Origin of the sequence: Paenibacillus glacialis, assembly GCF_001637205.1 — a bacterium.
Classification (GTDB): domain Bacteria; phylum Bacillota; class Bacilli; order Paenibacillales; family Paenibacillaceae; genus Paenibacillus_AQ; species Paenibacillus_AQ glacialis.
The window spans coordinates 46,680-71,480 of sequence record NZ_LVJH01000010.1; the positions used below are offsets into that span (position 1 = coordinate 46,680).

Annotated in this window: 28 protein-coding genes, 1 pseudogene and 1 riboswitch; of the genes and pseudogenes, 20 read left to right on the forward strand and 9 right to left on the reverse strand. The window is 39.8% G+C overall.

Going from position 1 to position 24,801, the window contains the following annotated elements; all coding sequences use genetic code 11:
- Entirely contained in the window at positions 1 to 288 is a 288-nt protein-coding gene (locus PGLA_RS08205) for an immunity 53 family protein (RefSeq protein WP_068531466.1), read from the forward strand.
- Positions 289 to 363: 75 nt separating this feature from the next.
- Here PGLA_RS08205 and PGLA_RS08210 read toward each other — a convergent pair whose 3' ends face one another.
- Positions 364 to 2,073, reverse strand: a complete 1,710-nt coding sequence (locus PGLA_RS08210) for a methyl-accepting chemotaxis protein (protein WP_068531468.1) — start codon at positions 2,071 to 2,073, stop codon at positions 364 to 366.
- 279 nt (positions 2,074 to 2,352) lie between these two features.
- Positions 2,353 to 2,457, forward strand: a riboswitch (TPP riboswitch).
- Between the two features lie 141 nt (positions 2,458 to 2,598).
- Here PGLA_RS08210 and PGLA_RS08215 point away from each other — a divergent pair.
- The 15 genes and pseudogenes from PGLA_RS08215 (at position 2,599) to PGLA_RS28845 (ending at position 11,572) form a co-directional block, all read left to right on the forward strand.
- Positions 2,599 to 3,204 carry a thiamine phosphate synthase gene (locus PGLA_RS08215; RefSeq protein ID WP_068531471.1) on the forward strand — a complete coding sequence of 202 codons (606 nt, stop codon included), beginning with the start codon at positions 2,599 to 2,601 and terminating at the stop codon, positions 3,202 to 3,204.
- A gap of 81 nt (positions 3,205 to 3,285) precedes the next feature.
- Positions 3,286 to 4,431 (forward strand): glycine oxidase ThiO, encoded by a 1,146-nt coding sequence (thiO, locus tag PGLA_RS08220; protein WP_068531473.1) that lies wholly within the window; start codon positions 3,286 to 3,288, stop codon positions 4,429 to 4,431.
- Entirely contained in the window at positions 4,428 to 4,631 is a 204-nt protein-coding gene (thiS, locus tag PGLA_RS08225) for a sulfur carrier protein ThiS (RefSeq protein WP_068531475.1), read from the forward strand. The genes thiO and thiS overlap by 4 nt, the downstream gene beginning before the upstream one ends.
- A gap of 1 nt (position 4,632) precedes the next feature.
- Positions 4,633 to 5,400, forward strand: a complete 768-nt coding sequence (locus PGLA_RS08230) for a thiazole synthase (RefSeq protein ID WP_068531477.1) — start codon at positions 4,633 to 4,635, stop codon at positions 5,398 to 5,400.
- A gap of 207 nt (positions 5,401 to 5,607) precedes the next feature.
- A pseudogene (locus PGLA_RS08235) lies at positions 5,608 to 6,119 on the forward strand (class I SAM-dependent methyltransferase).
- A 38-nt stretch (positions 6,120 to 6,157) separates the two neighbouring features.
- Positions 6,158 to 6,610, forward strand: coding sequence for a GNAT family N-acetyltransferase (locus PGLA_RS08240; RefSeq protein ID WP_068531479.1), 453 nt, complete (start codon positions 6,158 to 6,160; stop codon positions 6,608 to 6,610).
- A 55-nt stretch (positions 6,611 to 6,665) separates the two neighbouring features.
- Positions 6,666 to 6,854: a hypothetical protein gene (locus PGLA_RS08245; RefSeq protein WP_068531481.1), complete on the forward strand. Its 189-nt coding sequence runs from the start codon at positions 6,666 to 6,668 to the stop codon at positions 6,852 to 6,854.
- 20 nt (positions 6,855 to 6,874) lie between these two features.
- Entirely contained in the window at positions 6,875 to 7,372 is a 498-nt protein-coding gene (gene lepB / locus PGLA_RS08250) for a signal peptidase I (protein WP_068531483.1), read from the forward strand.
- Positions 7,373 to 7,417: 45 nt separating this feature from the next.
- Positions 7,418 to 7,852: a GNAT family N-acetyltransferase gene (locus PGLA_RS08255; RefSeq protein ID WP_068531485.1), complete on the forward strand. Its 435-nt coding sequence runs from the start codon at positions 7,418 to 7,420 to the stop codon at positions 7,850 to 7,852.
- A gap of 133 nt (positions 7,853 to 7,985) precedes the next feature.
- Positions 7,986 to 8,774: a class I SAM-dependent methyltransferase gene (locus PGLA_RS08260; RefSeq protein WP_084410854.1), complete on the forward strand. Its 789-nt coding sequence runs from the start codon at positions 7,986 to 7,988 to the stop codon at positions 8,772 to 8,774.
- A gap of 103 nt (positions 8,775 to 8,877) precedes the next feature.
- The gene (locus PGLA_RS08265; RefSeq protein ID WP_245699769.1) at positions 8,878 to 9,336 is read left to right on the forward strand and encodes a hypothetical protein; all 459 of its coding nucleotides are present in this window, start codon (positions 8,878 to 8,880) and stop codon (positions 9,334 to 9,336) included.
- Between the two features lie 110 nt (positions 9,337 to 9,446).
- On the forward strand, positions 9,447 to 10,214 hold the full coding sequence (locus PGLA_RS08270; protein WP_211269517.1) for a class I SAM-dependent methyltransferase: 768 nt from the start codon (positions 9,447 to 9,449) through the stop codon (positions 10,212 to 10,214).
- A 271-nt stretch (positions 10,215 to 10,485) separates the two neighbouring features.
- A complete protein-coding gene (locus PGLA_RS08275) occupies positions 10,486 to 11,070 on the forward strand; it encodes a GNAT family N-acetyltransferase (RefSeq protein ID WP_068531490.1) in 585 nt (194 codons plus the stop codon).
- Between the two features lie 39 nt (positions 11,071 to 11,109).
- Positions 11,110 to 11,334 carry a DUF2569 family protein gene (locus PGLA_RS29695; RefSeq protein WP_084410858.1) on the forward strand — a complete coding sequence of 75 codons (225 nt, stop codon included), beginning with the start codon at positions 11,110 to 11,112 and terminating at the stop codon, positions 11,332 to 11,334.
- Between the two features lie 100 nt (positions 11,335 to 11,434).
- The gene (locus PGLA_RS28845) at positions 11,435 to 11,572 is read left to right on the forward strand and encodes a hypothetical protein (RefSeq protein WP_245699771.1); all 138 of its coding nucleotides are present in this window, start codon (positions 11,435 to 11,437) and stop codon (positions 11,570 to 11,572) included.
- A 420-nt stretch (positions 11,573 to 11,992) separates the two neighbouring features.
- Here PGLA_RS28845 and PGLA_RS08280 read toward each other — a convergent pair whose 3' ends face one another.
- Positions 11,993 to 12,652 (reverse strand): MBL fold metallo-hydrolase, encoded by a 660-nt coding sequence (locus PGLA_RS08280; RefSeq protein ID WP_068531492.1) that lies wholly within the window; start codon positions 12,650 to 12,652, stop codon positions 11,993 to 11,995.
- 1 nt (position 12,653) lies between these two features.
- On the reverse strand, positions 12,654 to 13,286 hold the full coding sequence (locus PGLA_RS08285) for a TetR/AcrR family transcriptional regulator (protein WP_068531493.1): 633 nt from the start codon (positions 13,284 to 13,286) through the stop codon (positions 12,654 to 12,656).
- Between the two features lie 382 nt (positions 13,287 to 13,668).
- Here PGLA_RS08285 and PGLA_RS08290 point away from each other — a divergent pair, with 382 nt between their 5' ends.
- On the forward strand, positions 13,669 to 14,349 hold the full coding sequence (locus PGLA_RS08290; protein WP_068531495.1) for an SOS response-associated peptidase: 681 nt from the start codon (positions 13,669 to 13,671) through the stop codon (positions 14,347 to 14,349).
- Position 14,350: 1 nt separating this feature from the next.
- Complete coding sequence (locus tag PGLA_RS08295) at positions 14,351 to 14,968, forward strand: NUDIX hydrolase (protein WP_068531497.1); 618 nt, start codon at positions 14,351 to 14,353, stop codon at positions 14,966 to 14,968.
- 106 nt (positions 14,969 to 15,074) lie between these two features.
- Here the strand turns inward: PGLA_RS08295 and phnE (PGLA_RS08300) are convergent, their stop codons facing one another.
- From phnE (PGLA_RS08300) to PGLA_RS08315, 4 genes are all read right to left on the reverse strand, one after another.
- Positions 15,075 to 15,887, reverse strand: coding sequence for a phosphonate ABC transporter, permease protein PhnE (phnE, locus tag PGLA_RS08300; protein WP_068531504.1), 813 nt, complete (start codon positions 15,885 to 15,887; stop codon positions 15,075 to 15,077).
- On the reverse strand, positions 15,884 to 16,729 hold the full coding sequence (gene phnE / locus PGLA_RS08305; RefSeq protein WP_068531506.1) for a phosphonate ABC transporter, permease protein PhnE: 846 nt from the start codon (positions 16,727 to 16,729) through the stop codon (positions 15,884 to 15,886). Before phnE (PGLA_RS08305) ends, phnE (PGLA_RS08300) begins: the two co-directional genes overlap by 4 nt.
- Positions 16,726 to 17,520 (reverse strand): phosphonate ABC transporter ATP-binding protein, encoded by a 795-nt coding sequence (phnC, locus tag PGLA_RS08310; protein ID WP_068531507.1) that lies wholly within the window; start codon positions 17,518 to 17,520, stop codon positions 16,726 to 16,728. The genes phnE (PGLA_RS08305) and phnC overlap by 4 nt, the downstream gene beginning before the upstream one ends.
- A 141-nt stretch (positions 17,521 to 17,661) precedes the next feature.
- The gene (locus PGLA_RS08315) at positions 17,662 to 18,654 is read right to left on the reverse strand and encodes a phosphate/phosphite/phosphonate ABC transporter substrate-binding protein (RefSeq protein ID WP_068531509.1); all 993 of its coding nucleotides are present in this window, start codon (positions 18,652 to 18,654) and stop codon (positions 17,662 to 17,664) included.
- Between the two features lie 251 nt (positions 18,655 to 18,905).
- Here PGLA_RS08315 and PGLA_RS08320 point away from each other — a divergent pair, with 251 nt between their 5' ends.
- Positions 18,906 to 20,504 (forward strand): bifunctional metallophosphatase/5'-nucleotidase, encoded by a 1,599-nt coding sequence (locus PGLA_RS08320; RefSeq protein ID WP_068531511.1) that lies wholly within the window; start codon positions 18,906 to 18,908, stop codon positions 20,502 to 20,504.
- 133 nt (positions 20,505 to 20,637) lie between these two features.
- Entirely contained in the window at positions 20,638 to 21,831 is a 1,194-nt protein-coding gene (locus PGLA_RS08325; protein ID WP_068531513.1) for an MFS transporter, read from the forward strand.
- A 33-nt stretch (positions 21,832 to 21,864) separates the two neighbouring features.
- Here the strand turns inward: PGLA_RS08325 and PGLA_RS08330 are convergent, their stop codons facing one another.
- Together PGLA_RS08330 and PGLA_RS08335 are read right to left on the reverse strand one after the other, a co-directional pair.
- On the reverse strand, positions 21,865 to 24,333 hold the full coding sequence (locus PGLA_RS08330) for an FAD-dependent oxidoreductase (RefSeq protein ID WP_068531516.1): 2,469 nt from the start codon (positions 24,331 to 24,333) through the stop codon (positions 21,865 to 21,867).
- The gene (locus tag PGLA_RS08335) at positions 24,326 to 24,622 is read right to left on the reverse strand and encodes an ArsR/SmtB family transcription factor (RefSeq protein ID WP_068531518.1); all 297 of its coding nucleotides are present in this window, start codon (positions 24,620 to 24,622) and stop codon (positions 24,326 to 24,328) included. The genes PGLA_RS08330 and PGLA_RS08335 overlap by 8 nt, the downstream gene beginning before the upstream one ends.
- Between the last annotated feature and the right edge of the window lie 179 nt (positions 24,623 to 24,801).

Below are 24,801 nucleotides of genomic sequence, written 5' to 3' on the forward strand. Positions count from 1 at the left end.
ATGAGTTACCTTAAATGGTTAGAAGGTTGGTATGAAAGTTATTGTGATGATGAATGGGAGCAAACACATGTAGTGAAGATTGAATCGATTGATACGCCCGGATGGAGAGTAACCATTCCATTGCTTGAAACTGAACTAGAAGATAAACAATTAAATGAAATTATTATAGATCGTGATGACAATGACTGGGTAAGATGTTGGATAAAAGATGGACATTTTGAAGGCGCAGGTGGGTTAAGGAATTTAGAAGAGATGATAAAGCTATTTAAGGAGTGGGGAGAAGAATAGGGACGGTTTCTAGTCATATAAATAACCCAACTGTAAAAGCTTGGGTTAAGGTTGAATAATACGTATTGTAAGATGTTAGAGATGTGTTTTGTCAGTCTTAAATGTATTTACAACCTTGAATAAATCCTGAGAAATATCCAGCAAGCTCTTAGCAGAAGCTGTAATTTCTTCCGTAGATGCCAACTGCTCTTCAGCAGCAGAGGCTACGGTCTGAGCTGTAGCCGATGTTTGCTGGGCTACAGCACCTACATTAGTTACTGTTGCAGCGACTTCTTCCGTACTTGCTGCCATTTGTTCAGCTGCTGCTGCCGTTTCTTGCACTTTCAGGGCAACCATATCAGAAGATTTAAAGATCTGATGGAATGCTTTCTCAGCTTCTCTAACCTCATGTAAACCTTCATTCACTTCTATTAGACCTTCATTCATTACTTGAACGGCCCTTGCTGAATCTGCTTGGATGTTATTGATTAATGCTGAAATACTTTGAACAGATTCTTCCGTTTGGGAGGCCAGCTTACGTACTTCGTTAGCCACTACTGCAAATCCCATGCCGGCGTCACCAGCGCGTGCTGCTTCGATAGCTGCATTTAATGCTAGTAGATTCGTTTGCGATGAAATATTTCCTATTAAAGTGGAGACTTCACTAATATTATTGGAGTGAATCTCCAATTCCTTCAATACTCCGTTGGCATTATCCACAGCTGTACTGACTGCTTGCATTTTATGTGAGACCCGTTGCATAGATTCGGTTCCCGTCTTTGCATGCTCAGTTGCAGATAGAGAAAGCTCCGATACATCAGATGCTGTCTCAGCAATTCGTTGTATCCCTGAGGACATTTCATCCATAGCTCGGCTACAATCCAAGGAGCTTTGGGCTTGAATTTCTGCACCGGTGGCAACTTCTTGAACCGAAAGGGTAACGTGATTGGAGGCATCAGCATTATTTCTAGAGTTAAAGAGTAGCTGTTCAGAAGATGAAGCCACTTTGTGAGAAGCGCTTAGCATTTGGTTAACTGATTCTCTCAAGTGTACAACCATACGATTAACAGCAAGAACCATGGTTCCAATTTCGTCTTTATTTTTGACGACGATTGTCTCTACAGTAAGATCACCATCCGCAATACGATTGAGTGCTTCTGACACTTTTCTCACAGGAACAGAGATGCTTCGAATAAGGATTGATCCTACAATAATGATAAACATGACCATCGTACCGAGACCGATTAATAACTGGATCATGCTAGAGCTTGATAAATCTTTGCTGTCTTGTTCAGCAGCTATAGCTCCATCGTGATTAAATTGCACAATGGGAGTGACCAATTGTTTCACCTTACCAAGGGATTCCGCTATTTTTGTTGTTGCTTCTCTTATTTCCACTGAATAGAGTTCCGACTTTTCAAATGTAGCGAAAGCTTCTTTGAATATCTTCCATTCTGCTGTTAACTTCGTGAAATTAGCTCTATCTTTATCATTATCTAGTGAATCTTGATAGCTTAATAATAAACCATCGACTTTAGCCATTGTACTGGAGATATCTGTGAATAAATCGGTACGCTCCTGTACGACTTTAGTGGCTAGAATTTTATATTGTGCAAAATCGATATGTTCTACGTGATAGTTGATGGCTTGGATGGTTTCAATCCCCTTCAACCATACTTGAACAGTTTGTACGTTATTTGATGTAAGCTTCTGAATCCTACTAATATCCGACCAGGAAAAGGCTCCTATCATAACGATCAGACTGGCAAATACTGCAACGAATTTTGTTTTTACTGTAAACCTCATTATGAAATTGCCCCTTTCAACACTATCTAATTCTATATATATTATCGTCATTTCAGATTGAAAATTTAGTAGGAAAGTAGGAGAGCAATGGGAGAAAAGGACTGAATCTCGTGAATAATCTGGGATATCGGACCATAAATTTTACAAAGGAAGAGGACTTGAAGTTACAGGCTATCGAATTTTGAAGAAATGAAGGCAATCATAGAACCAGAACCGACTCTGTAGATAAGGGGTTCAAATTTTCCAATATCTATGTTAGTATGTATCCAATTGAATACGTTAGATCACTAGGGGTGCTATTTGGCTGAGACGGAAGTGTGTGATTCCAAACCCTTTGAACCTGATCTGGATTATACCAGCGTAGGGAAGTGAGCTTAAGAGCTTTGGTTAAGATAGGTTTGTATGCGTATATACGTCTGCATTCTTTTGACTATGGTTATAGAGCCACCTTCTAAGCAGAGGGCGGCTTTTTTTGTTGGTTTCTTATCTTGAGTTGTACTTACGAAAAGAGTAGGAGGAAAGAAAATGCCCGGACGAGAGTTACATGTGATCTCAAATGGTCAATCTGAATTGGAGCGTTATACGAGGATAGCTACGCTTATTCATCCTTATGTAACGGCCTTTCATCTTAGGGAGAAATCATGTAGTGCAGCTGAAATCTGGGAGGGAGTACATGCTTTGAAGGCGTGTGGAGTACCTCTCAGTAAAGTATTCATTAACGACCGAGTTGACGTAGCTTGGGCGACGGGTGTGGGAGGTGTACAGCTAAGTTACCGTAGCTTAGCTGTGCAGGTAGTCAGGAGAACTTTTCCAAGATTGAGAATAGGACGTTCTGTTCATGATGTTCATGAAGCTGAGGAGATGTGCAAACAAGGTGCTGATTATCTATTGTATGGACATATTTTTTCGACAGATTCTAAACCTGGTCAGGGACCTAGAGGAACAAGAGCCTTAGATCAAGTAGTAAAGAAGGTTCCTATCCCAGTGATTGCGATTGGAGGAATTAAGCCTAATCATGTACAGCAGATTGTCGCAACTGGTGCAGCTGGAATTGCTATATTGTCGGGCATTACGCAAAGCGATGATCCGTTAAAGTCGGTGAAGGACTACCGAGAGGCATTAAATAGTTAGTGGTATGCTTCCGAATTTAGTTATTTCGATGCTAATCAAGAAGCTTATGCTCAGCAACTTTTAGGAGGACATGGATCATAAATGAAGCCATTAGATGCCATTATCGTAGGTGGGGGAGTTATCGGAAGTTCTATTGCTTATTATATGTCCGCGAGAGGGATGAAGGTCATACTCTTAGAGCGTGATCGTGTGGGAAGCCAAGCTTCGTCAGCTGCAGCCGGGATGCTTGCAGCGCAAGCTGAAATACATGAAGCTGGGCCAATGTTCGATTTGGCGCGGGCCAGCCGTGGTTTATTTCCTCAACTCGCTACTGATTTGAGTGAGTTAACAGGGATAGATATTGGACTGAAGCGTAAGGGCTTACTCCGAGTAGCGGTAACTGATGCAGATGTGGCAGAAATCCAGCGAACATTAGCTTTTCAAAAGACAGCGGGAGAGCAAGCGGAGTGGTTGTCGACGGAACAAGTGAGACAGCGAGAGCCAAGTATTTCCTCGGAAATAAGAGGGGCTATGTTCGTTGGAGAAGATAGCCAAGTAGACGCTCCAGAGTTATGTTCTGCATTTGCACATGCTGCAGCAGTACTTGGAGCACAAATAAAGGAGTTCACCGAAGTGAAATCTCTTCTTCTTGACCAAGGACGGATTTCTGGAGTGATGACTAGTGAAGGAACCCTCTATTCTGATAGAGTCATCATTGCTTCAGGAACGTGGAGTGGACCTCTTCTTGCACAGGCTAGATTAACATGTCCTATTTATCCGGTTAAGGGGGAGTGTTTCTCTGTTCTGAGTCATACACCGTTAATTCAATCTACGATTTTTAGTCATGGTTGTTACTTAGTCCCTAAGAAGGGAGGACGTATCGTTATTGGAGCAACCGCGCAGGCACATTGCTATGATCGCAAGGTATCTCTAGGTGGGATTTCCAAGCTCTTAGAAGCGTCGAAGCACCTTTTACCAGGTATTATCGAGGCAGAGTGGGAGAAAGCATGGAGTGGGCTACGTCCTCAGACACTAGATGGGTTACCGTATTTGGGTGAGCATCCACATTGGAAAGGATTATATGCTGCAACAGGCCATTATCGTAATGGTATTCTACTTAGTCCGATGACGGGCAAGCTCGTTGCAGATTGGGCCGAAGGAAAGACAGAGAAGGACCTTTCTCTAGATTCCTATCGAGTTGATCGGCATGAGAATGTTCATCTAAAGAAGGAAGGTGTTCCATCATGAAGATAGAGATTAACGGAGAACAAGTTGAGATCCCTAGTAACTGTACGACAATTACTGACTTGCTCGTGCATTTTGGCTTAGAGACCAAAATTGTGATTATCGAATGGAATAAGCAAATTTTAGAGAAATCCAATCATGATAAGACAGGTATATCAGACGGAGACCGTATTGAGATCGTTCATTTTGTAGGAGGTGGTTGATATGTTGAAAATAGGACCATATGAATTTAATTCGAGATTATTACTAGGAACGGGTAAGTTCCCAAGCTTTGAGATCCAAAAGGAAGCTGTTGATGCATCTGAAGCACAAATTTTGACGTTTGCGGTTCGACGAATGGACATATTTGAGGCGACTCAGCCTAATTTTCTAGAAATGTTAGATGTAAGTAAATATACATTACTACCGAATACAGCAGGTGCTTCCACAGCGGAGGAAGCCGTGCGCATTGCGAGATTAGCGAAAGCGTCGGGCCTATGTGACATGATTAAAGTGGAAGTGATTGGTGATTGGAAGACGTTGTTGCCAGATCCTTTGGAGACATTAAAAGCCTCCGAGATGTTACTAGAAGAAGGTTTTATCGTCCTTCCTTATACGTCAGATGATGTGTTGTTAGCCAAAAGACTACAAGAGTTAGGTGTTCATGCGATTATGCCAGGTGCATCCCCGATTGGATCAGGTCAAGGTATTATTAATCCGTTGAATCTATCGTTTATTATTGAGCAAGCAAGTGTTCCTATCATTGTAGATGCTGGGATAGGTAGTCCTTCTGATGCGACATTCGCCATGGAGCTTGGAGCCGATGCAGTATTGCTGAATACAGCTGTTTCGGGAGCAAGGGATCCCGTAAAGATGGCATTGGCGATGAAGCTTGCTATTGAAGCGGGTAGATTAGGACTCGAAGCGGGAAGAATTCCGAAGAAACGTTATGCTTCCGCGAGTAGTCCGACGGAAGGATGGAGTAGTATTTAAGTGATTTTAAAGATACGAGAGAAGTTATGTACACACATCGATTATTGATTATGTGCATTTTTAATATGTATTGAAGTCCAGAGGGTTATGAATGTCTGGGCTTTTTTGTAGTGCGTTTTTTCGGTGCAGTACAATCCAATATTTGTTATATTTATAGATGGTCTTCTGTTACTATGTAATCTGAGTCATGAAATAGGAGGTGTCAGATTGACTTTATTAACAAAATTAATAGAGCAGAGCGGAAATCCTAAGGGAATCGTTGGATCTATCATGATAAGTATCATGAATGTCGCACATGCTGGAATGAGAAATTGGGCTTTGAAAAAAATCCATATCAGAATAGATGATACCATATTGGATATAGGCTGTGGTGGAGGCCAAACACTTCACACACTATCTAGATTGAATGAACAAGTTAAATTGTATGGGATTGATTACTCAAAGAAATCTGTTGAGGATTCGATTAGAAAAAATAAACATGATGTCATGACGGGTAAGTTAAGTCGGATTTAAAAAATGATGTGAAAGAAGTGTATAGAGTGTTACAACCTAATGGGTGTTTCATGATTGTCTCTGAATTATATAAAATAAACTATCACATGAAAGAGTATAGAAACAGAGAAGAATTGAAACGGTTATTTGTGGAGATAGGATTTAAGGAAGTGCAGTTTCATGAAAATAACAATAAAAAGTGGATTTGTATTATTGGCAAAAAGTAAGTTTTTTTACGATGAAAATGCTGAAGGAGCGAATATAAATGATAGAACCAACGATTGAATTGAAAATAGTAGATAGGAATAACTGGAATGCATGTATAAGATTAAAGCTAAAGGAAGATCAGACGAAATTTATTGCGCCTAATCTTTATTCGATTGCACAATCGAAGGTGGAACCCAATTTATTGCCGTACGCTATTTATGCGAACAAAGAAATGATCGGATTTGCTCTAATCGATAGTGAATCAGATCCGAAGGACATGTGCCATTGGATTCCAAGATTTATGATTGATGCAGGCTTTCAAGGGCAAGGTTATGGGAAAGCTAGCATGAAGAAAATAATAGAAGCGATGAAAGCGATGACGAATATTGTTGCGATTAGAATTTCCTTTGATCCGGATAATGACTCGGCAAGAGCATTGTATTTAAAGATGGGATTCTCAGAAACTGGAGAGATCGAGGATGATGAGGTTGTTTTTGAAATGAGACTTTAAAAGGGATGGATACTGATGATTCGTTTATGCAGGGAATACGATGTGGAGTCTATATATGATATTATTAATGATGCATCTCAAGCATATAAAGGAGTCATACCTGAAGATAGATTTCATGAAGCCTAATGGGTTTCAAGTCGTGTCTGAGGCATCTAAAGAGACGTTATTACGTAAATATTGGAATGTTCCGGATAAACAAATACAGTCATCTGTCGTCTTAATGAATGAACCAAGTTGTATATGATATGTAAATCAGGAGGAATAATGATGAGATTAATGAAACAATATCTACCTAGCATCCTGATCGCACTTGTTGTATCGATATTTGTTCGGACTTATGTAGCGGAAGCCATGAAAGTACCTACAGGATCTATGATCCCTACGATTCAGATCAACGATCACCTTATTGTAGAGAAAATGATGTGGATGACTAGCTTAAATCATGGAGATATCATCGTATTTCAAGCTCCAGAGGAAGACAAAAGGTACGTAAAAAGATTAATTGGGTTACCTGGAGATGAAATTGAAGTCAAAGATGGAGAACTATATCGAAATAAATTAATCGTTAACGAATCCTATATCCAAGAGAAAATGAATTATAATTATGGACCTATCGTCGTACCGGCTAATAAATACTTTTTTTTAGGCGATAATCGTAACGTAAGCTTTGACTCGCATGCATGGGAGTATCCTTTTATTGATTATGATAAATTGATTGGAAAAGTCATGATTGAAATTCCAACACATGGTTGGTTTAATTAACATTTAAGAATAGAATTATCGCATTAGAAAGTGGGTAGATGTGTCGTGATAAGTATAGATCCAATTGAACATGAAGATTTAGCTGAACTTGGTTTATTATATGAGGAATTGATTGGCAGTCCGTCTGATGTGAAGAAGATGCAAGAACTTTTTGCGAACCTAAAGGACAACGTGAATTATCGAATCACTGGAATAAAGGTAGATGGTGTATTAGCTGGTTCTGTGATGGGGATTATTTGTCAAGATCTTGTGGGGGATTGTAGACCTTTCATGGTCATTGAGAATGTGGTGATATCACTTAAGTTTAGGGGCTTAGGTCTGGGGAAAAAGATCATGAATGAAATGGAGAACATTGCGAAGCGTGCAGAGTGCTATTATATCATATTCGTATCAAGCTCATACCGTAAGGACGCTCATCGATTTTATGAGTCTTTAGGGTATAAGTTAGATGAGGTGCAAGGGTTTAGGAAAATGATCTAACAAAAAGTGATATTAATTAAATAATAAATTGAAGACATGTGTTGAACATGGTATGATTTCTTGACGTCTCCTTCTAGTGAGGGAAGGAAATTTTAATTATTGAATCCCAGCATAAGGGTATGGAGGAATGAAAGTGGAACCATTTCAACAAAATAAAAGTGCTTGGAATTCGGGAGCATATCAAGCATGGGTTAATCGGTTTGGTACGCCGAATGAAGCAGCACAGAAGATCATAGATGATCCTATAAAAAGAATTGGTAACGCGTTCGAACATATGGACGGGGTTAAAGATAAAAAAATTATTAATCTACTTGGTTCCAATGGGAATAAAGCTGTAGCGCTAGCCTTATTAGGTGCAGATGTTACGATCGCAGATTTCTCCGTTGAGAATGAAGCATATGCACTAGAGCTAGCCGCTGCAGCCAAAGTGAAGATGGAATATATCGTTTCTGATGTACTAAGCTTACCGATGGACAAGTTATCTGGGGAGTTCGATATTGTATTTATGGAATTTGGAATTCTTCATTACTTTGAGGATTTGCATCCATTATTTAATGTGGTGTCTACGTTGCTTGCCAAGGGTGGGCGATTGATTCTACAGGATTTCCATCCGATATCAACCAAATTAATATCATCCAAAGGCACTACAGCAAATATCAGAAAACATAAAGTGACGGGTGATTATTTCGATACATCCCTTGAGGAGAAGGAAATATCATTCTCTAAATTCAGCTCTTATGAGAACAAAGAACCTGTTGTTCAAAAAGTTCGCTTAAGAAAGTGGACAATTGGAGAAATTGTCACTTCCGTTGCAAGCGAAGGGTTGTTCATTAAGATCTTAGAAGAACTACCTAACCTCTCATCAGAAGTATTCGACAAGGGGATTCCTAAGACATTTACAATTGTTGCTGAAAAAATGTAATCAAAGGACTCAATGGATATGAAATATCATAGTCTTTGACTAATAAATGAGGCTACCGTGATTGTTGCGGTAGCTTTTTTATATTTCTGCTTAGTTCTGAATATTGGCTGTTGATCAAAGATATTTTATGAGCCTGATTACATTATGTGGTAGAATTATCAAAACGGAGGTGGCTGAATTGAAAAGACCGTTAGGTGTTTCATTGATTTGTTATTTCTATTTTTTTGGTGCTATTCTTTTACTTTTTACCTCTGTATTTTATGATGCAAATGCTAATGAAATTGGGATAGCTGAAAGATTTGGTGTACCAAATGCACCTGAGCAGTTAGTGAGGGTATTAGTCGCAGGTCTATCCTTGGTAATGGTCTATGGATATAGAAACCTTAAAAAATGGGGATTTTGGTTAATGATTTTATACTCCATTCTTTTTGGAATGATAAGTTTATCCTTGGCAACAACGCATAGCCAACAACCCTACATAGGAAATATGATTTGGTCGATTATCGTTTTGATATATTCAATTTATGTGAAAGATGCCTTTTTAAAACAAAATGATCAGTAGTTCTATAGTTATTAACTATAAGTGCTATTTATTTTATATATTTCATGAATGAGTAAATATATGTAATAATACCTTCAACAACATTAACAGTATTGAAGGGGATATATAATATGGGATCGATTCATGAATGGAAAGCAGAATTATACGATGATAAATTAGGATTTGTATCACAATACGGAAGAGGGATTTTGGAGATTCTGAATGTACAGCAAGGAGAGAAAGTTCTAGATCTAGGATGTGGCACGGGAGATTTAAGTCATGAGATTGCACAATTAGGTGCTTCAGTTATCGGGATGGATTTATCCGAGGAGATGATGGAGAGAGCGAGAATCAAGTATCCTGACATTAATTTCATCAGTGGGAATGCTGAGAATTTCTCGTTGGATGAACCTGTGAATGCTGTATTCTCGAATGCTGCTTTACATTGGGTTAAGAATGCAGAAAGTGTCATTTCAAGTGTCTGGAATGCTTTAGAGGAGGGTGGCCGTTTTGTAGCAGAATTCGGTGGGAAGGGTAACGTTGAGATGATTGTAAAGGCCATAACCGACGTATTATCTCAAGATTACAGTGTTGATGCGAACGAACTCAACCCTTGGTACTTCCCGAGCATAGGAGAATATAGTCAATTGCTGGAACAACAAGGGTTTCGAATCACCTATGCGGTCCATTTTGATCGTCCTACACAACTAGAAGATGGGGAGAATGGCCTTGAGCATTGGTTAAATGGACTTGCAGCAGATGTATTTTTCAAAGATTTCTCCGAGTCGGAAAAGAAACGTATTTTCACAAAAATAGCTACTCATGCTAGAGAATCATTATTTAATGGTGAAACTTGGATTGCTGACTACAAGAGAATAAGAGTGGTCGCTTTTAAATAAGAAGGTACTATAAAGAACTGGTGAAAAGAATATGAATTCATTCACTGGTTTTTTCTTTTTTAGATCTGCGATCAATGGTTAGATATATTCTGGATGCACTTTCGGCTATCGTTTCGATCTTATGGTTTTTCAGGAAATAGGAACGTGTACTTCTATTCATGTGGTATAATTTACCCCATCATAACCTCTTTAAGTAATTACTTCAGAAAAATGGATTTAATGAGACGGTGTTTGATTATAATCAATTAATGCATAAATGGAGCGGTGATATATGCAAATTTCGAATGAATCTAAGTTGTTCCCAAGGCTAGAAACAGACAGATTGATATTAAAAGAAATCGAAATTCAAGATGCTTCGTCCATATTTCGGATCTTTTCAAATGAAGAAGTTATGAAGTATTACGGTCGATTCCCTATGGAGTCTATTGAAGAGGCTAATCAATTAATTGCAATATTTAATGAGAGTTACATAAGTGACAAAGGAATAAGATGGGCGATTATACTTAAAGAAGAGAATAGATTCATTGGTACTTGTGGTTATCATAATTGGAATAGAAGGCATTCCAGGGCCGAACTTGGATATGAATTGTCTATGGAAGCTTGGGGGAAAGGCCTCATGAATGAAGCTTTGACAGAAATGATAACATTTGGATTCGGGTCTATGGGTTTAAATAGAATAGAAGCAGTGGTGTATCCTGAGAATAAAGCTTCCATTGGAAGTCTAGAGAAGCAAGGATTTAAGAAGGAAGGGTTATTAGAAGGGTACGCTTTTTTTAGAAATACATATCAAGATTTATTGATGTATGCATTGCTAAAGAAAAAAGTTGAATTACAAAAACTTAAGGGGGAGTTATGATTGGAAACTAAAACAACATAGGATAAATATAATAAACTCATGTTTGATTATTCTGGACTAGGTGGGTGGTTAGCTCTAGTTCAAATCGGGTTGTACTACAGCTTGATACAGTTGTTTCGTGATACGATGCCCGTGTTTGCCCCAGAGACTTGGAATGTGCTCACTTCTAAAGAGTCAGAGTTGTATCACCCATTATGGGGACCGCTTCTTACATTTGAACTAGTCTATAACATTGTTTTTTATTGTTTATTGTGTTTATCCTAGTCAACTTTTATCGAAAAAAAACTATATTACCACGATTGATGATCATTAGTTATATTGCAACATTTATTATTCTGATTATTACTACAGTACTTGAAGACATATGATTCCGAAGAAGAATGGAAAAATTGTCAATGTATCTTCTGCGGCTGCTCGTATTGGAGGTGCTGGAGAAAGTATTCACTACGCATCGAGAAAAGGAGCAGCAAATACAATGACGATTGTATTTTTAGAGAGCTAATTGAATATGGAATTGTCGTGAATGGCGTGGCTCCGGGAGTGGTAGCAACGCCTTTCCACGAGAAATTTGCACCTAACGATAATCGAATCGTGTTATCCAAAATCACTAATTAAGGTAAGAGCCATTAGTAATCCCATCACCGTACCACTCAGAATAGCTTAGAAGTATTGGGTTTATGGATAGGATAGCCCGCGGGAGCTTTGGCTCTAGTTAAGGGTGAGCGAGTATAGAGGATGGTTCCCATCACAATTAAGATGGATTCAAATCCAGCACTTACGAATGGGATTTGCCATAAACTAAAGCCGAGTAATGGGAAATTCCCTAGGTTGCCCGGTAAAATGGGTAGATCTCTGCGATGTACTATTAGATCGAGGATCCAGTTACTTTCTTAACAGACTCTATCGTTTCAACTCCTCGTATCTATGACTTTAAATATGTGTCTAATTGATTGGCAGGTTGGAGAACGGATGTACCATGACATACCTCAAGACGTAGCGGTTTCAATTGACTGACGATTGCACTGCTTCTTATGGCTTCTTCCATATCTCCTGTAAATTTAGCCATGGGTTTGCGGAGTATACCCTTTTTAGCTGTGAAAAGATCGCCAACCAATAACACTTGGTCCTGCTTATGATAATACACGACATGACCTGGTGAGTGACCGGGTGTGAAATATGGTGTTATTCCTCCAATGGATTGAAGTTCCCCCTGTTCGTTCTCAGGAAGTGGCTGTGTTCGTTGCTTAGCTACGCTAATCGCTGCCTTCTTTCTACGAGGGTAGGGAAGTTCTCCTTCTATATAAGGGATCTCAACACGGTGTGCGAAAATGGGAACCTGAGTTACTGCTAGTATCTTTTCGATAGCTCCAACATGATCACTATGCCCGTGAGTCAAGACAATTCCAGTTAATGGACCTGCTTGCAGTTCTTCAATGAATTTGAGTATACCTTTTGCCATAAAAGGCAATCCAGCATCCACCAAAGTTACGCCATCCTCATCCACAACAACCCATACGTGAATCGGAATGAGTATCCATATCTTCAAACTCCAAATATGTTCTGAGATTTGTGTAATTTTCATATTAGTTCACTCCTTTTAATCTCTCTTTAAACCCTATCAATAACACCTCAATAGATTCTTCAAAAGTGGGTAACAGTCTTTCCATCATGCTTTCAAGAGGTTCTTCTGAACGAGTGTACAGACTTACGATGCCATGTAATGTGTAAAAATAGATGCGAGTGTACATTAAGAGAAGTTCGTCGTTTCCTTCAATGACAAGGCAATGTTGAAGTGATTGCTCTAGAAGTTTAAACAATGATATCCGCATTGTGTTGATTTCATTATCTGATACCTCTATATCCACACGTGATGCCTTTTCTCCTATAAAAGTCGCATAAATGTTCCGATGAAGCAGGCAAAATTGAATGAATTCGAGACTGATCTCTTTAAGCTTTTCCTCTGGGGATAGATCAACCTGTAAAGAAATACGCTCCATCTGTGTTTGTATGGCTTCAAGAGGAGGCATAGAGAGCTGATGTAGCAAGGCTTCCTTGTCTTTGAAATAGATGTAAATGGTCGTATGTGAACAACCTGCAACCTTAGCGATTTCTCGCATCGTAACTGAATCGAATCCTTTTGTAGAAAATAGTTGTGCTGCAGCAGTTAGGATCTCTTTCTTAGTCGCTTGTGAACGAAGTTCCTGTTTAGTTAACATTCCTGAGTAGCACTCCTTTTGATAAAAAAATAAAATAGTAACCACTGGTTAGTAACCGTTGGTCATATGGTAACCGATGGTTATATTATTTGTCAACAAGTTTTATTATCGTAGGGGTGGGTTCATAAAAAGGGAACGCATTCTAATTCGCGAATACATTAACAGAGTGGGGGCGATCCAATAATTCATAATCATAGAACAAGAGGATCTCAGTAGGGGGTTGGAGATACGATTCATTTCTATCAAAAATTTGATATAAAGAGAGGTTTACGACATGATTAACATGGACGAAATCTATTTGATTACAGATATACCTGGATATACACCTCAAATTGGTCGGTTACTATCTATGATGAATTAAATTATTGAGGGAGTGTTTAAGATGTGTGGACGTTATACAATAACCGTCTCGATGGAGGATTTGTTGATCAGATATCTCACGAATGATTCAACAATGATCCAATATGCCCCGAAATATAATCTGGCACCTATGCAATGGCTACCTGCTGTCATACATAATGGAACTGAGAATCGATTGGGAGAACTTCGTTGGGGGCTTGTCCCGTCATGGGCCAAGGATGAGAAGATGGGCAGTAAAATGATTAATGCGAGAACGGAGACGTTGTTAGAGAAGGCATCGTTCAAACGTCTTGTAAGAAACCGACGATGTATCATCCCAGCAGATGGATTCTATGAATGGAAGAAGCAAGGTAGTAGCAAACAACCTATGAGAATCGTTATGCGGGAAGGTAATATTTTCTCAATGGCTGGTTTATATGATATTTGGATCGATTCCGACGGAAAGAAACTGAGTACATGTACGATCATCACGACAACACCTAATGATCTGATGGCTGACATACATGACCGGATGCCCGTTATTTTGCGTCGCGAAGATGAATCGCAATGGCTGAGCCGAGAGAACCATGATGTATCAACACTTATGAAGCTGCTTAGTCCATATGAGTCGAGTAAGATGCGTGCCTATCCGGTGTCCTCTGCTGTAGGAAATGTGAGGCATGATTCTAAGGAATTAATCGAAGAAATCAGGGGGAGTGGTTGATATGAACCTGAAATGGCTTGAATGGGCACAACAAATTCAGGCAATCAGTCAGAATGGGCTTGCATATTCCAAGGATGTCTATGATCTAGAGCGGTTTGAACAGTTAAGGAATCTTAGCATTACGATATGTAATGAGTATACGGATGTGGAGACCGATAAGATAAGAACACTTTTTGCAAGCGAGTTTGGATATGCAACACCTAAAGTTGATGTACGGGGAGTTGTTTTTCAGAATGATGAAATTTTACTTGTGAAAGAGAGGCTTGATGGAGCGTGGTCTTTACCAGGGGGATGGGCAGACATAGGACTTTCACCTCGAGAGGTCGTTATTAAAGAAATAAAAGAAGAATCAGGATATGATGTCAGGACCATCCGATTATTAGGAATAATGGACACGAAATTTCATGATCATCCTCCATCTGCACTCTATGTTTATAAAATATATATTTTGTGTGAAATTATAGGTGGAGATGCATCTGGCGGAGTGGAAACTTCTGAAGTGAAATTCTTTAAGGAGAATCAATTACCTGCCCTGTCGGTAGAAAGAGTTACAGAGAAACAAATCAAAGAATTGTTTAAATTTATAAGAGAACCAGATAAAGAAATTTTGTTAGATTAGGATCATTAGATATTTAAAACGGCGCTGTCAGGTAGTCCATCTGACAGCGCCGTTCTTTTGAATAAATGGTAACCTTCCCTCTGAATTAGAAGAAGAACCGTCTCCGTTATATAATTCTTCTACGCAAGCGACTGGAGATAAAGTCTGTTACAACAACAAGCAATACAATTCCCAGAAGAATGACCCCAACACGGTTCCAATTACGAACTTGGAGAGCGAAGATTAGTGGCGTTCCAATACCGCCTGCACCGACCAGACCGAGTGTTGTGGCAGATCTAATGTTAATCTCAAAACGATATAAAGAGTATGACAGGAACTGAGGAATGACCTGAGGTATAACCGCAAAACGGATCGTTTGTAATCGAGTGGCCCCGCAGGCAATAAGAGCTTCCTGTGGTCCTGGGTCAATACCTTCGATGGTTTCAGAGAATAATTTAGCCAACATACCAATAGAATGAACACCTAGAGCGAGAACTCCAGCGAAAGATCCAGGCCCAACGGCTTTAATAAACAGAATAGCGACTATCATCTCTGGGAATACCCGAATGACACTCAATGTGAATTTACCCATCCCAGGGAAGAGGCGTAGCCGGCTCATATTTGCTGCAGCCCAAAAGGCAAACGGAATACATAGAATGGCTGAAACAAACGTACCTAGAATTGAAATAACTAGGGTTTCTAGTAGTTCACGTAATAAGTCTTCTCCTTCAGGAAGATAAACATATGCCCAATCGGGATGCATGAAACCTTTTAAGATGGATAAAGAGACGACCTTAGATGTAGATTGAAACCCTTGGTAATCTAATCCCAACATAGACCAAATAAATATGACAAGAATAAATAGTGCGATCATCCATTTGCGTAAGTTACGTAAACGTATAGTTAAAGATGAGGAAGAGAGATGGTTGTTGTTGTTCATAATAGCTTCCTCCGTATGCTAGTACTTGTGTAATCGATAATAAGGACGACTGCAAGTGTTAATATAATGATCGTTGCAGCTCGATCGTATCGGAACAGCCCGAGTGATTGGTTAAGTAGCAGTCCGATCCCACCAGCTCCAACGAAACCAAGTACGGTAGCGGCGCGAATATTAATCTCGAAAGTATACAGTAAATATGAGATGAAGGCCGGTAATGCCTGGGGGATCACTCCAAATACAATGATCTGTATCCGGTTCGCACCTACTGCCGTCATCGCTTCCAGTGGGCCAGGATCTATTGCTTCAAGAGACTCGTAAGTTAATTTGGCAATAATACCGAACGAAAAGAATAGAAGAGCTAGCATCCCAGCAAAAGGACCAATTCCAAATACGGCAACGAAGATGGCTGCAAATAATAGATCAGGAACCGTTCTTACAAGATTTAATAGCGTTCGTATAGGAAGCGATAACCATTTATTAGGCGTAATATTATTTGCAGAGAAAAGGGCAGCAGGAATAGCGGGAATTGCACCTAGTATTGTACCTGCCACGGCTATCTTTATCGTTTGTAGCATAGGTGCCCAAATGGTTGGAAGATAGCTCCAATCGGGAGGGAACATTTCTTTAAGTAAGACACCCATTTCTGGTAATCCGACAAAAAGTTGATAAGGGGTGACATCGATGTATATGGAGCACACGACGATGATGACTATGAACAACATCCATGTTGCAATTCGTTTGCTTCTCTTGGTGTTGCCTAACCCATTGGTGATCAAGTAGTTAGACGAAGGTGATATGGATGGGATCGGGGTAGAGTCTGCTAAATTAGTATCCGATTTCATACTACACCTACGCCTTGCATATCCCTCGATGAATCCAGCAACTCGTCCGCTTTGACGGGGCGTCCATAGATTTCAGCAAGCTTCTCATCAGTTGCTTCATGAACACTTCCATCGAATACAACTTCTCCAGCGCGAAGTCCGATGATTCGAGTAGCATAATCACGTGCCAAATCAATAAAATGAAGATTTACAATGGTTGTTATATTTAATTCTCGATTAATTCGTTGTAGATCATCCATGACCTGTCTGGTCGTTAAGGGATCTAATGAAGCAACAGGTTCATCCGCCAATATGATCGTGGCTTCCTGTGCTAATGCCCGAGCGATGGATACACGTTGTTGTTGTCCACCCGATAGTTGATCTGCTCGAATATAGGCCTTTTCTCGAATATTTACTCTTTCTAATGCAGTTAGAGCAATCTCGACATCTCTTTTTGGGAAGGAGCCGAACAGGGTTCTTAAGGTTGAGTGATAACCTACACGTCCAGAGAGGACATTGTTAAGAACAGTGGTACGTTTAATGAGATTAAAGCTTTGAAAAATCATGCCAATATTGCGTCTTATTGAGCGTAACTTGCTACCTGAAGCAGATGTTATAGATTGACCATCTATTTGAATATCACCGGAAGTGACATCACTTAAACGATTGATAGAACGCAGTAACGTTGATTTGCCTGCACCTGACAATCCTACGATGACAACAAATTCACCTGTCTGAATATTTAAGTTAATGTCCTTTAATCCAACCGTTCCATTGGGGAATGTCTTAGAGACTTGCCGTAATTCAATCATCATTAACCCTTCTTTCTTGAAAAAATACTAACTTATACATAAAAGCACACAGCGCCGCCACGTTATGACAACGTGAGCGGCGTGCATGAGTTAACGTTACCCACTAAGACAGTGAGGATTTATTTGACGTAAATGTAATTGTTACTTGATTTTCTGACCTACTGCTTCTGCATATTCACGTACTGGAGCAAAATTAGCATCATCACCGGCTACATAACCTACATGTGTATAAATATCTTTTACGATTTGAGCACCTTCTGGATCTTCAGTAATTGCGATAAAGGCTTGAGCGATCTTATCGCGCCATTCTTGATTCATGTCGGAACGAACGCTGATCGTATCGTTCGGAATAGGTGCTGTGAAGTGAAGCACACGAGTCTGTTCGAATACGTCAGGAACGTCTTTTGCCACAACATTACGAGCATCTTGGAAATTGGCAACTGCATCGACTTGACCATTAAGAAGGGCCATAATTGCAGCGTCATGTCCTTTAATCGTCACACCTTGTACATCGGTTTCAGGATCAACGCCAGCTTTTTTCAGTTCAGCTGCTGGAAATACATAACCCGCTGATGAAGTAACATCCTGCCATCCGATTTTTTTACCTTTTAAATCTGTAAGGGTCTTAATATCGGAATCCTTTTTAACAAGAATCATAGCTTTGTAGAAATTAACTTTTTCGTCAGTAGGTTGTCCAGTCTCGTCATTAACACCGAAACGTTGGGCTTGAAGAAGTAAATCAGCCGCGTTTCTCAAATCATGGGCAAGTACATACGCACTGGGAGGAAGAAAACCAATATCAACTTGCTTGGAAGACAATGCCTCAACAATCGTATTGTAATCTGGAGAAACGCTCACATGGACAGGTATATTTAGTTGATCGCCTAGGAGTTTCTCAAGAGGTTTTGTCTTGGCTTCAAGTGTTTCTGCATTCTGGGATGGAACAAATTGAACTTCTAGTTCTTTCGGAATGTATCCAGTCTCAGCAGGCTTTGCCGAAGTTTCGGTTGTTTGTGTGGTTGAGCCCTTAGCTGGTTCTGCTGCATTTGTTGTCTTAGCGTTATTACCACCACATGCCGTGAGGCTTACTCCTAGTAGTAGAGTCATACATAATGCTGATGTTTTCTTGAACAAAATCAATTCCCCCTATTATTATGGATAGTGTTGGACTTCTGACAAGATCCATCCTATCAGGATATGGAAAAGGAAGGGTTAAATTGGATGCTTGCTTATATGAATTATATGTAAAAATTATAGTGGTTTCGTCATAATTTGATGAAGAGGTACGTCTTTAATACTTTGATTACAAATCACAATCTTTCCTCATACAAAAGTTATCTATACTATCAACGTGTCGATTGAATAAAGGAGGGAAGGATTCGAAAATGAAAGATAAGAAAAGAGAAATGAAGATCATTATATTAGTGACGAGTGATATACATGGATACATCGTGCCTTGTTCTTATGTAGACGGAAGTTCTGTGGAACATGGTTTATCTAGCATATCTACATTAATCGCTGAACAACGAAAAGTTGAGGGAGAGGTTCTTTTAATTGATAATGGGGATTTCTTACAGGGTTCTCCACTAGCCTATCATCAGGCAAAAGTAAACCCATCTCAACCGGGAGTAATCATAGCGTGTATGAACTGCATTGGTTATGATGCTGTTGTACCAGGAAATCATGAGTTCAATTTCGGGAGGAACTATCTGGAGCAAGAGATGGCTGCGTCAAAGTTCCCTTGGCTCTCAGCGAATGTGATTTCAGAAACAACAGGGGAGCCATTGTTCGGAAAGCCCTATCGTATTTGGGAGTGGGACAACGGCGTTCGTCTTGCTGTATTAGGCCTGACAACTTCCTATGTGCCGAACTGGGAACAAGCAGATCATATTCAGGGAATGAAGTTTATTGATCCTATAACTACCGCAAAACATTGGATCCCTTATTTGCGAGAGGAGGAGCGGGTAGATATTGTTATCGTATCTTACCATGGCGGCTTTGAGAGGGATTTATCGACAGGGGAAGCAAGTGAAACATTGACGGGTGAGAACCAAGGTTATGCTCTTTGCCAAGAGGTACCTGGTATTGATGTAATATTAACAGGTCATCAGCATAGAGCCATTGCGGGTGAAAGCGTAAATGGTGTATGTGTTGTTCAACCTGGGAGTGAAGGAAGCTATTTAGGGAAGGTAACGCTACATATTAACCGGATAGAAGATCACTGGTTGGTTGTGGATAAGCAATCCGAACTTCTATCTTCAAAGAACACGAAATCGGATCAAGATATTGTAGAGTTGGTTGAGCCCGCCGAGAAAGCTTTGGCATTGTGGATGGATCAATCGATTGGAGGAGTAATAGGAGAGGATATGCGCATTTCAAATCCACTTCAGACAAGGTTATCGGATCATCCATTTATGGAGTGGATCAACTCCGTGCAAATGGAGTTAAGTGGTGCTTTGATTTCTTGTGCGGCGATATTCGATAACCATTCACCTGGATTTGATCGCAACATCACGATGAGAGATATTATGATTAATTATAAATATCCCAATACTTTAACGGTGTTGCGGGTTACGGGACAAGATATAAAAGACGCGCTTGAACGATCTGCCCAATATTTTCAGCGTAATGAAATGGGTGAGATTGAAGTGAGCGAGGATTTCCTACTGCCTAAGCCGCAGCATTTCAATTACGATATGTGGGAAGGTATTGAATATATGATTGACGTATCGAGAGCACGTGGTGATCGTATTGTACGTTTAGAATATGAGGGAAATCCGATATCAACTCGCCAAGAATATGACGTGGTCATGAATAATTACCGTGCTAGTGGAGGTGGAGAGTATCCAATGTTCAAGGGTAAGAAAATCATCAAGGAAATACGGGTAGATATGGTGGAGATTCTTGCAGATTATATAAAAAGTAAAGGTGAAATTACGGCTACGTTGAATAATAATTGGAGCGTCATTTCTGGTAAGAAGTAATGGATAAGAAGCTGAACTTGTTATTCTATCAGACATAAGGAAAAGGATTTCTTATCACTTTTGAGAAATCCTTTTCCTTTTTTTATTATGGGTGCATATCTTAATGCAGAGAAGTCAAACCAAGGTGGGATGAATGATGCAGACAAATGGGTTGAATAAAAATGTAGTGCTCATGGTAATGATTTGCTTCTTTACAAATATGGGCGGTTATATGATCTTACCGTTGTTCCCATTATTTATAGAGCAAATGAAATTTTCTGTGTTTGCTATGAGCGTTATTTTTGCGATATTTTATGTGGGCAAGGTATGCGGAGGGGTGCCTACGGGTATCTTGCTAAGAAAATCAGGTGGGAAATCAGTAGGGGTTACTTTATTGGCTATGCTAGTAATCAGTATGATCGGATTTGCTTGGACGACGAATTTTTGGTTGTTATGTGTATTACGTTTTATTCAAGGAGTTATAGCTACAGGGTTGACTGTCTTTGTTAGAAGTACGATAAACGAGTGGAGTGCGGAGGATAATCGTGGAACTTACAATGGATATATAAGTAGCAGTGATGGTGCAGGAATGGTGTTAGGACCGGTTATTAGTGGCTGGATGTCAATATATTTCCCATTGAATGTTCCTTTCTACTTCGTTGCCATTTGTTCAGGATTGGCGTTACTTGCGTTAATAAAAATTAATAACAATCATTTTGAGCAACGTTCTAAAGAGACTGTTATAAAGGAGAAGGATCGAAAAATAAAAATCAATGAAAAGTTGGCTTTTTATTCGACAGTTCATTTTTTAGAAATGAGCGCCTTTGCTGTTTTTCTTACTTATTTTGCACTGTATGCTACTCATGTCATGGGTTGGAGCTCGTTTAGTACGAGTGCCGCATTCACTGTGGTGGGCGTATCTACTTTTATTTCTGCTCCGTTTGTAGGAATGATATCAGATCGATTACAAGATCGATTAATGATTTGTATGATCGGATTATCTTTGATTGCAGTAGAGGTTATTATGTTCTTAGCATTTGATCAACATTGGATTGTTTACATTGGGATGTTAATGGGTGGGATTGGGGGGGCATGTTACCTAGATTCTTTTTTTGCACATATTGCAGATACTGTTCATCCAGAGCAACGGAGTTCATTTATAGGGAATGTTGTTTCTTTTTCTGAACTTGGCGCTATTGTATCTCCCATTATAGCGGGAATGTTGGTATCGTCTTTCTCATTGTATGTTGCATTTTATTTTAATTTAGCTATCCTTTTTGCAGCGATCCTCATTCAATTCGTGATGAGGTACAAACTAAAGAAAGTGGAATACACAAAACCAGTCTAACATGGTGGTTGGACTGGTTTTGTGTATTGAAAATTAGATAAAGAGATTTATTCCTGATTGATCGGCTTTTCCTAAGTAGTATCCTACGCCACCGATCTCAATCTTATCGATTAACTCTTCTCGTGTGATACCCATGATGTCCATGGACATTTGGCAGGCGACAATCTCCACGCCTTGTTCGATAGCAGACTCAATTAATTCTTCTAGAGAAGAAACATTGTTCTTTTTCATTATGCCACGAATCATCTTAGAACCCATACCCATCATATTCATTTTGGACATCGATAATTTACGACTTCCACGGGGCATCATAGCGCCGAACATTCGACCAATTAAGGTTTTATCAACTGAAATTTTGTTGTGCTTACGAACAATATTTAAACCCCAGAATGTGAAGAACATGGTCACTTTTTTACCGCTTGCTGCGGCACCATTCGCAATTATAAAGGAAGCTATTGCTTTATCTAGATCCCCGCTGAAGACGATCATGGAAGTGCCCTCAGAAGTGGCGGCTACTGCTCGTTCAGAAGTAGGTTGCAATGGTATTTCTTGCTTTCTAAGATAAGCTTCAATCATTCCTGTTGAAGTCTTATTGACTTGAAGCACTTGCTGTGAAGACATCTGAGCCCATGCTTGCACATCCCCATAAAATCCAGGATCTGAGGCGGTCACACGTAGAACTTCACCATCTTTAAGTTGATCCATTTTTGATTTCAGCTGAATAAGAGGGCCAGGGCAACTTAATCCACAGGCATCTAGCTCTACATCAGCATGAATGGAAGTCTCCATCGAAGCGGATGTCTTCTCATGTACATCCGTGTGTACGGATGATAACTGAGTTTTCTTCGGTGTGAGGGGAGTGTACTTCGACATTTGATAAGTCTTGTATCCACCAGTGAGATTGCGTACTTTGAAGCCTCGTTGCGTTAGAATACGGGAAGCGGTATAACCGCGTAATCCGACTTGGCAATAAACCCAAATTTCTTTGTTCGGATCCAATTCTTGTAGTCGATTCCGTAAATCATCTACTGGAATCAGCAACGAATCAGGGATGTGACCATTATTATGTTCTATTTCGGATCGAACATCTACTAGAATGGTCTTCTCCATATCACGTGTTTCTAAATCCTTAGGAACAAAGACAGATGTTCTGTCTGTTAACAAGTTCTCAGCTGCATAACCTGCCATATTGACAGGATCTTTAGCAGAAGAATAAGGAGGAGCGTAGGCTAACTCAAGCTCTGCAAGATCTGTAACGGTTCCGTGGAAATGGATGACTGTGGCGATATCGTCAATTCTTTTATCGACTCCATCGAAGCCCACAGCTTGTGCTCCCAGCACTGTTCCTTCGTTGTTGAATAGAAGTTTAATGGTAATAGGACTAGCTCCAGGGTAATAAGAGGCATGAGAACTTGGATGTACGTAAATGACTTGGTAAGGAATCTTTAACCGTTGTAGGGTCTTCTCGTTATTTCCTGTAGATGCACCCGTTAATCCGAATATTTTGATAATAGAAGTCCCTTGAGTGCCTTTATACACCGTACCTAGTCCACAAACATTATCAGCAGCGATTCGACCTTGCTTGTTAGCAGGACCCGCTAATGGAATGGCTGTAGTACTTCCATTCACATAATCTACGACTTCGATGGCATCGCCAACTGCATATACATTTTCTAGATTTGTTTCGAGTTTCTCGTTCACAATAATATGACCACGAGGGCCGAAGGCTAATCCGCTATCTTTCAAGAAGTTCGTGTCAGGCGTTACGCCAATGGCTAGAATCACCATATCACTGGTTAGCACATCGCCGCTCGCTAAATGTACTTCAATCTGGTCCTGTGTTTCATGAAAGGATTGAACACTGTTGGAGAGATATAGATTCACATGCTGATCTTCCAGTTCCTTCATAAGTATATTAGAAATCTCTGCATCAAATGGTGCCAGAATATGTGACCCTGCTTCAATTAAAGATACATTCAGTCCTATCTCTTTCAAATTCTCTGCCATCTCTACGCCAATAAAACCGCCACCGATAACGATAGCCGAACGTGCACCCGCGTCCGTTACCTTCTGTTTAATTCGGTCTGTATCAGGGATATTACGAACTTTATATATTCTAGAACTTTCAATACCTGGTAAGTTAGGCTGGGTAGGTTTGGCACCTGGTGACAGAATTAGATGATCATAACTTTCTTCATAGAACCCGTGTTCCTTGCTCTGTACACGTACTGATTTGTTAATAGGATTGATTGAAATGACTTCGCTATTAATTCGAACATCTATGTTAAATCGTTGATGCATCGCTTCTGGCGTCTGTACTAATAATTTCGAGCGTTCTTTGATCGCGTCTCCTATATAGTACGGTAGTCCACAATTAGCGAAGGAAATATAAGGATCTCTTTCGAACATGACAATATGTGCATCTTCATCTAAACGACGAAGTCGTGCAGCAGCGGAAGCCCCTCCAGCAACCCCACCAACAATCAGAACTTTATTACTCATGATTGATTTCTCCTCCCAAAAAAGTAGTGATAATCATCTTAATTCTTGGATCTACGACACGGTAGTTCACTTCAAGACCGTTACGATCTGTTTGTACGATCCCCATAGTACGTAACTTCTGAAGATGTTGTGAAACCGTCGATTGTGGTAGATCTAAACATTCTTGCATGTGACTGACGTTACATGTTCCTTTCTCAATCAGGCCTCGTACAATACACAAGCGGACCGGATGAGCTAAGGCTTTCAATATATCGGCTGTTTCGTTATAAGCTCTAAAATTGTTATCCAAAGAACGCTACCTCCTCAATTAATCGTTATATTGCAATATTACGATATAACGATTAATTGTGCAAGTCTAGTCTACATCATCTCTTTGTATACATCTGACAGTGACTTTTAAACTTGAATTTATTCATGAATTAAGTTATTATTTATTAATAATAATTATAAATAAGAAATTGAAGGATA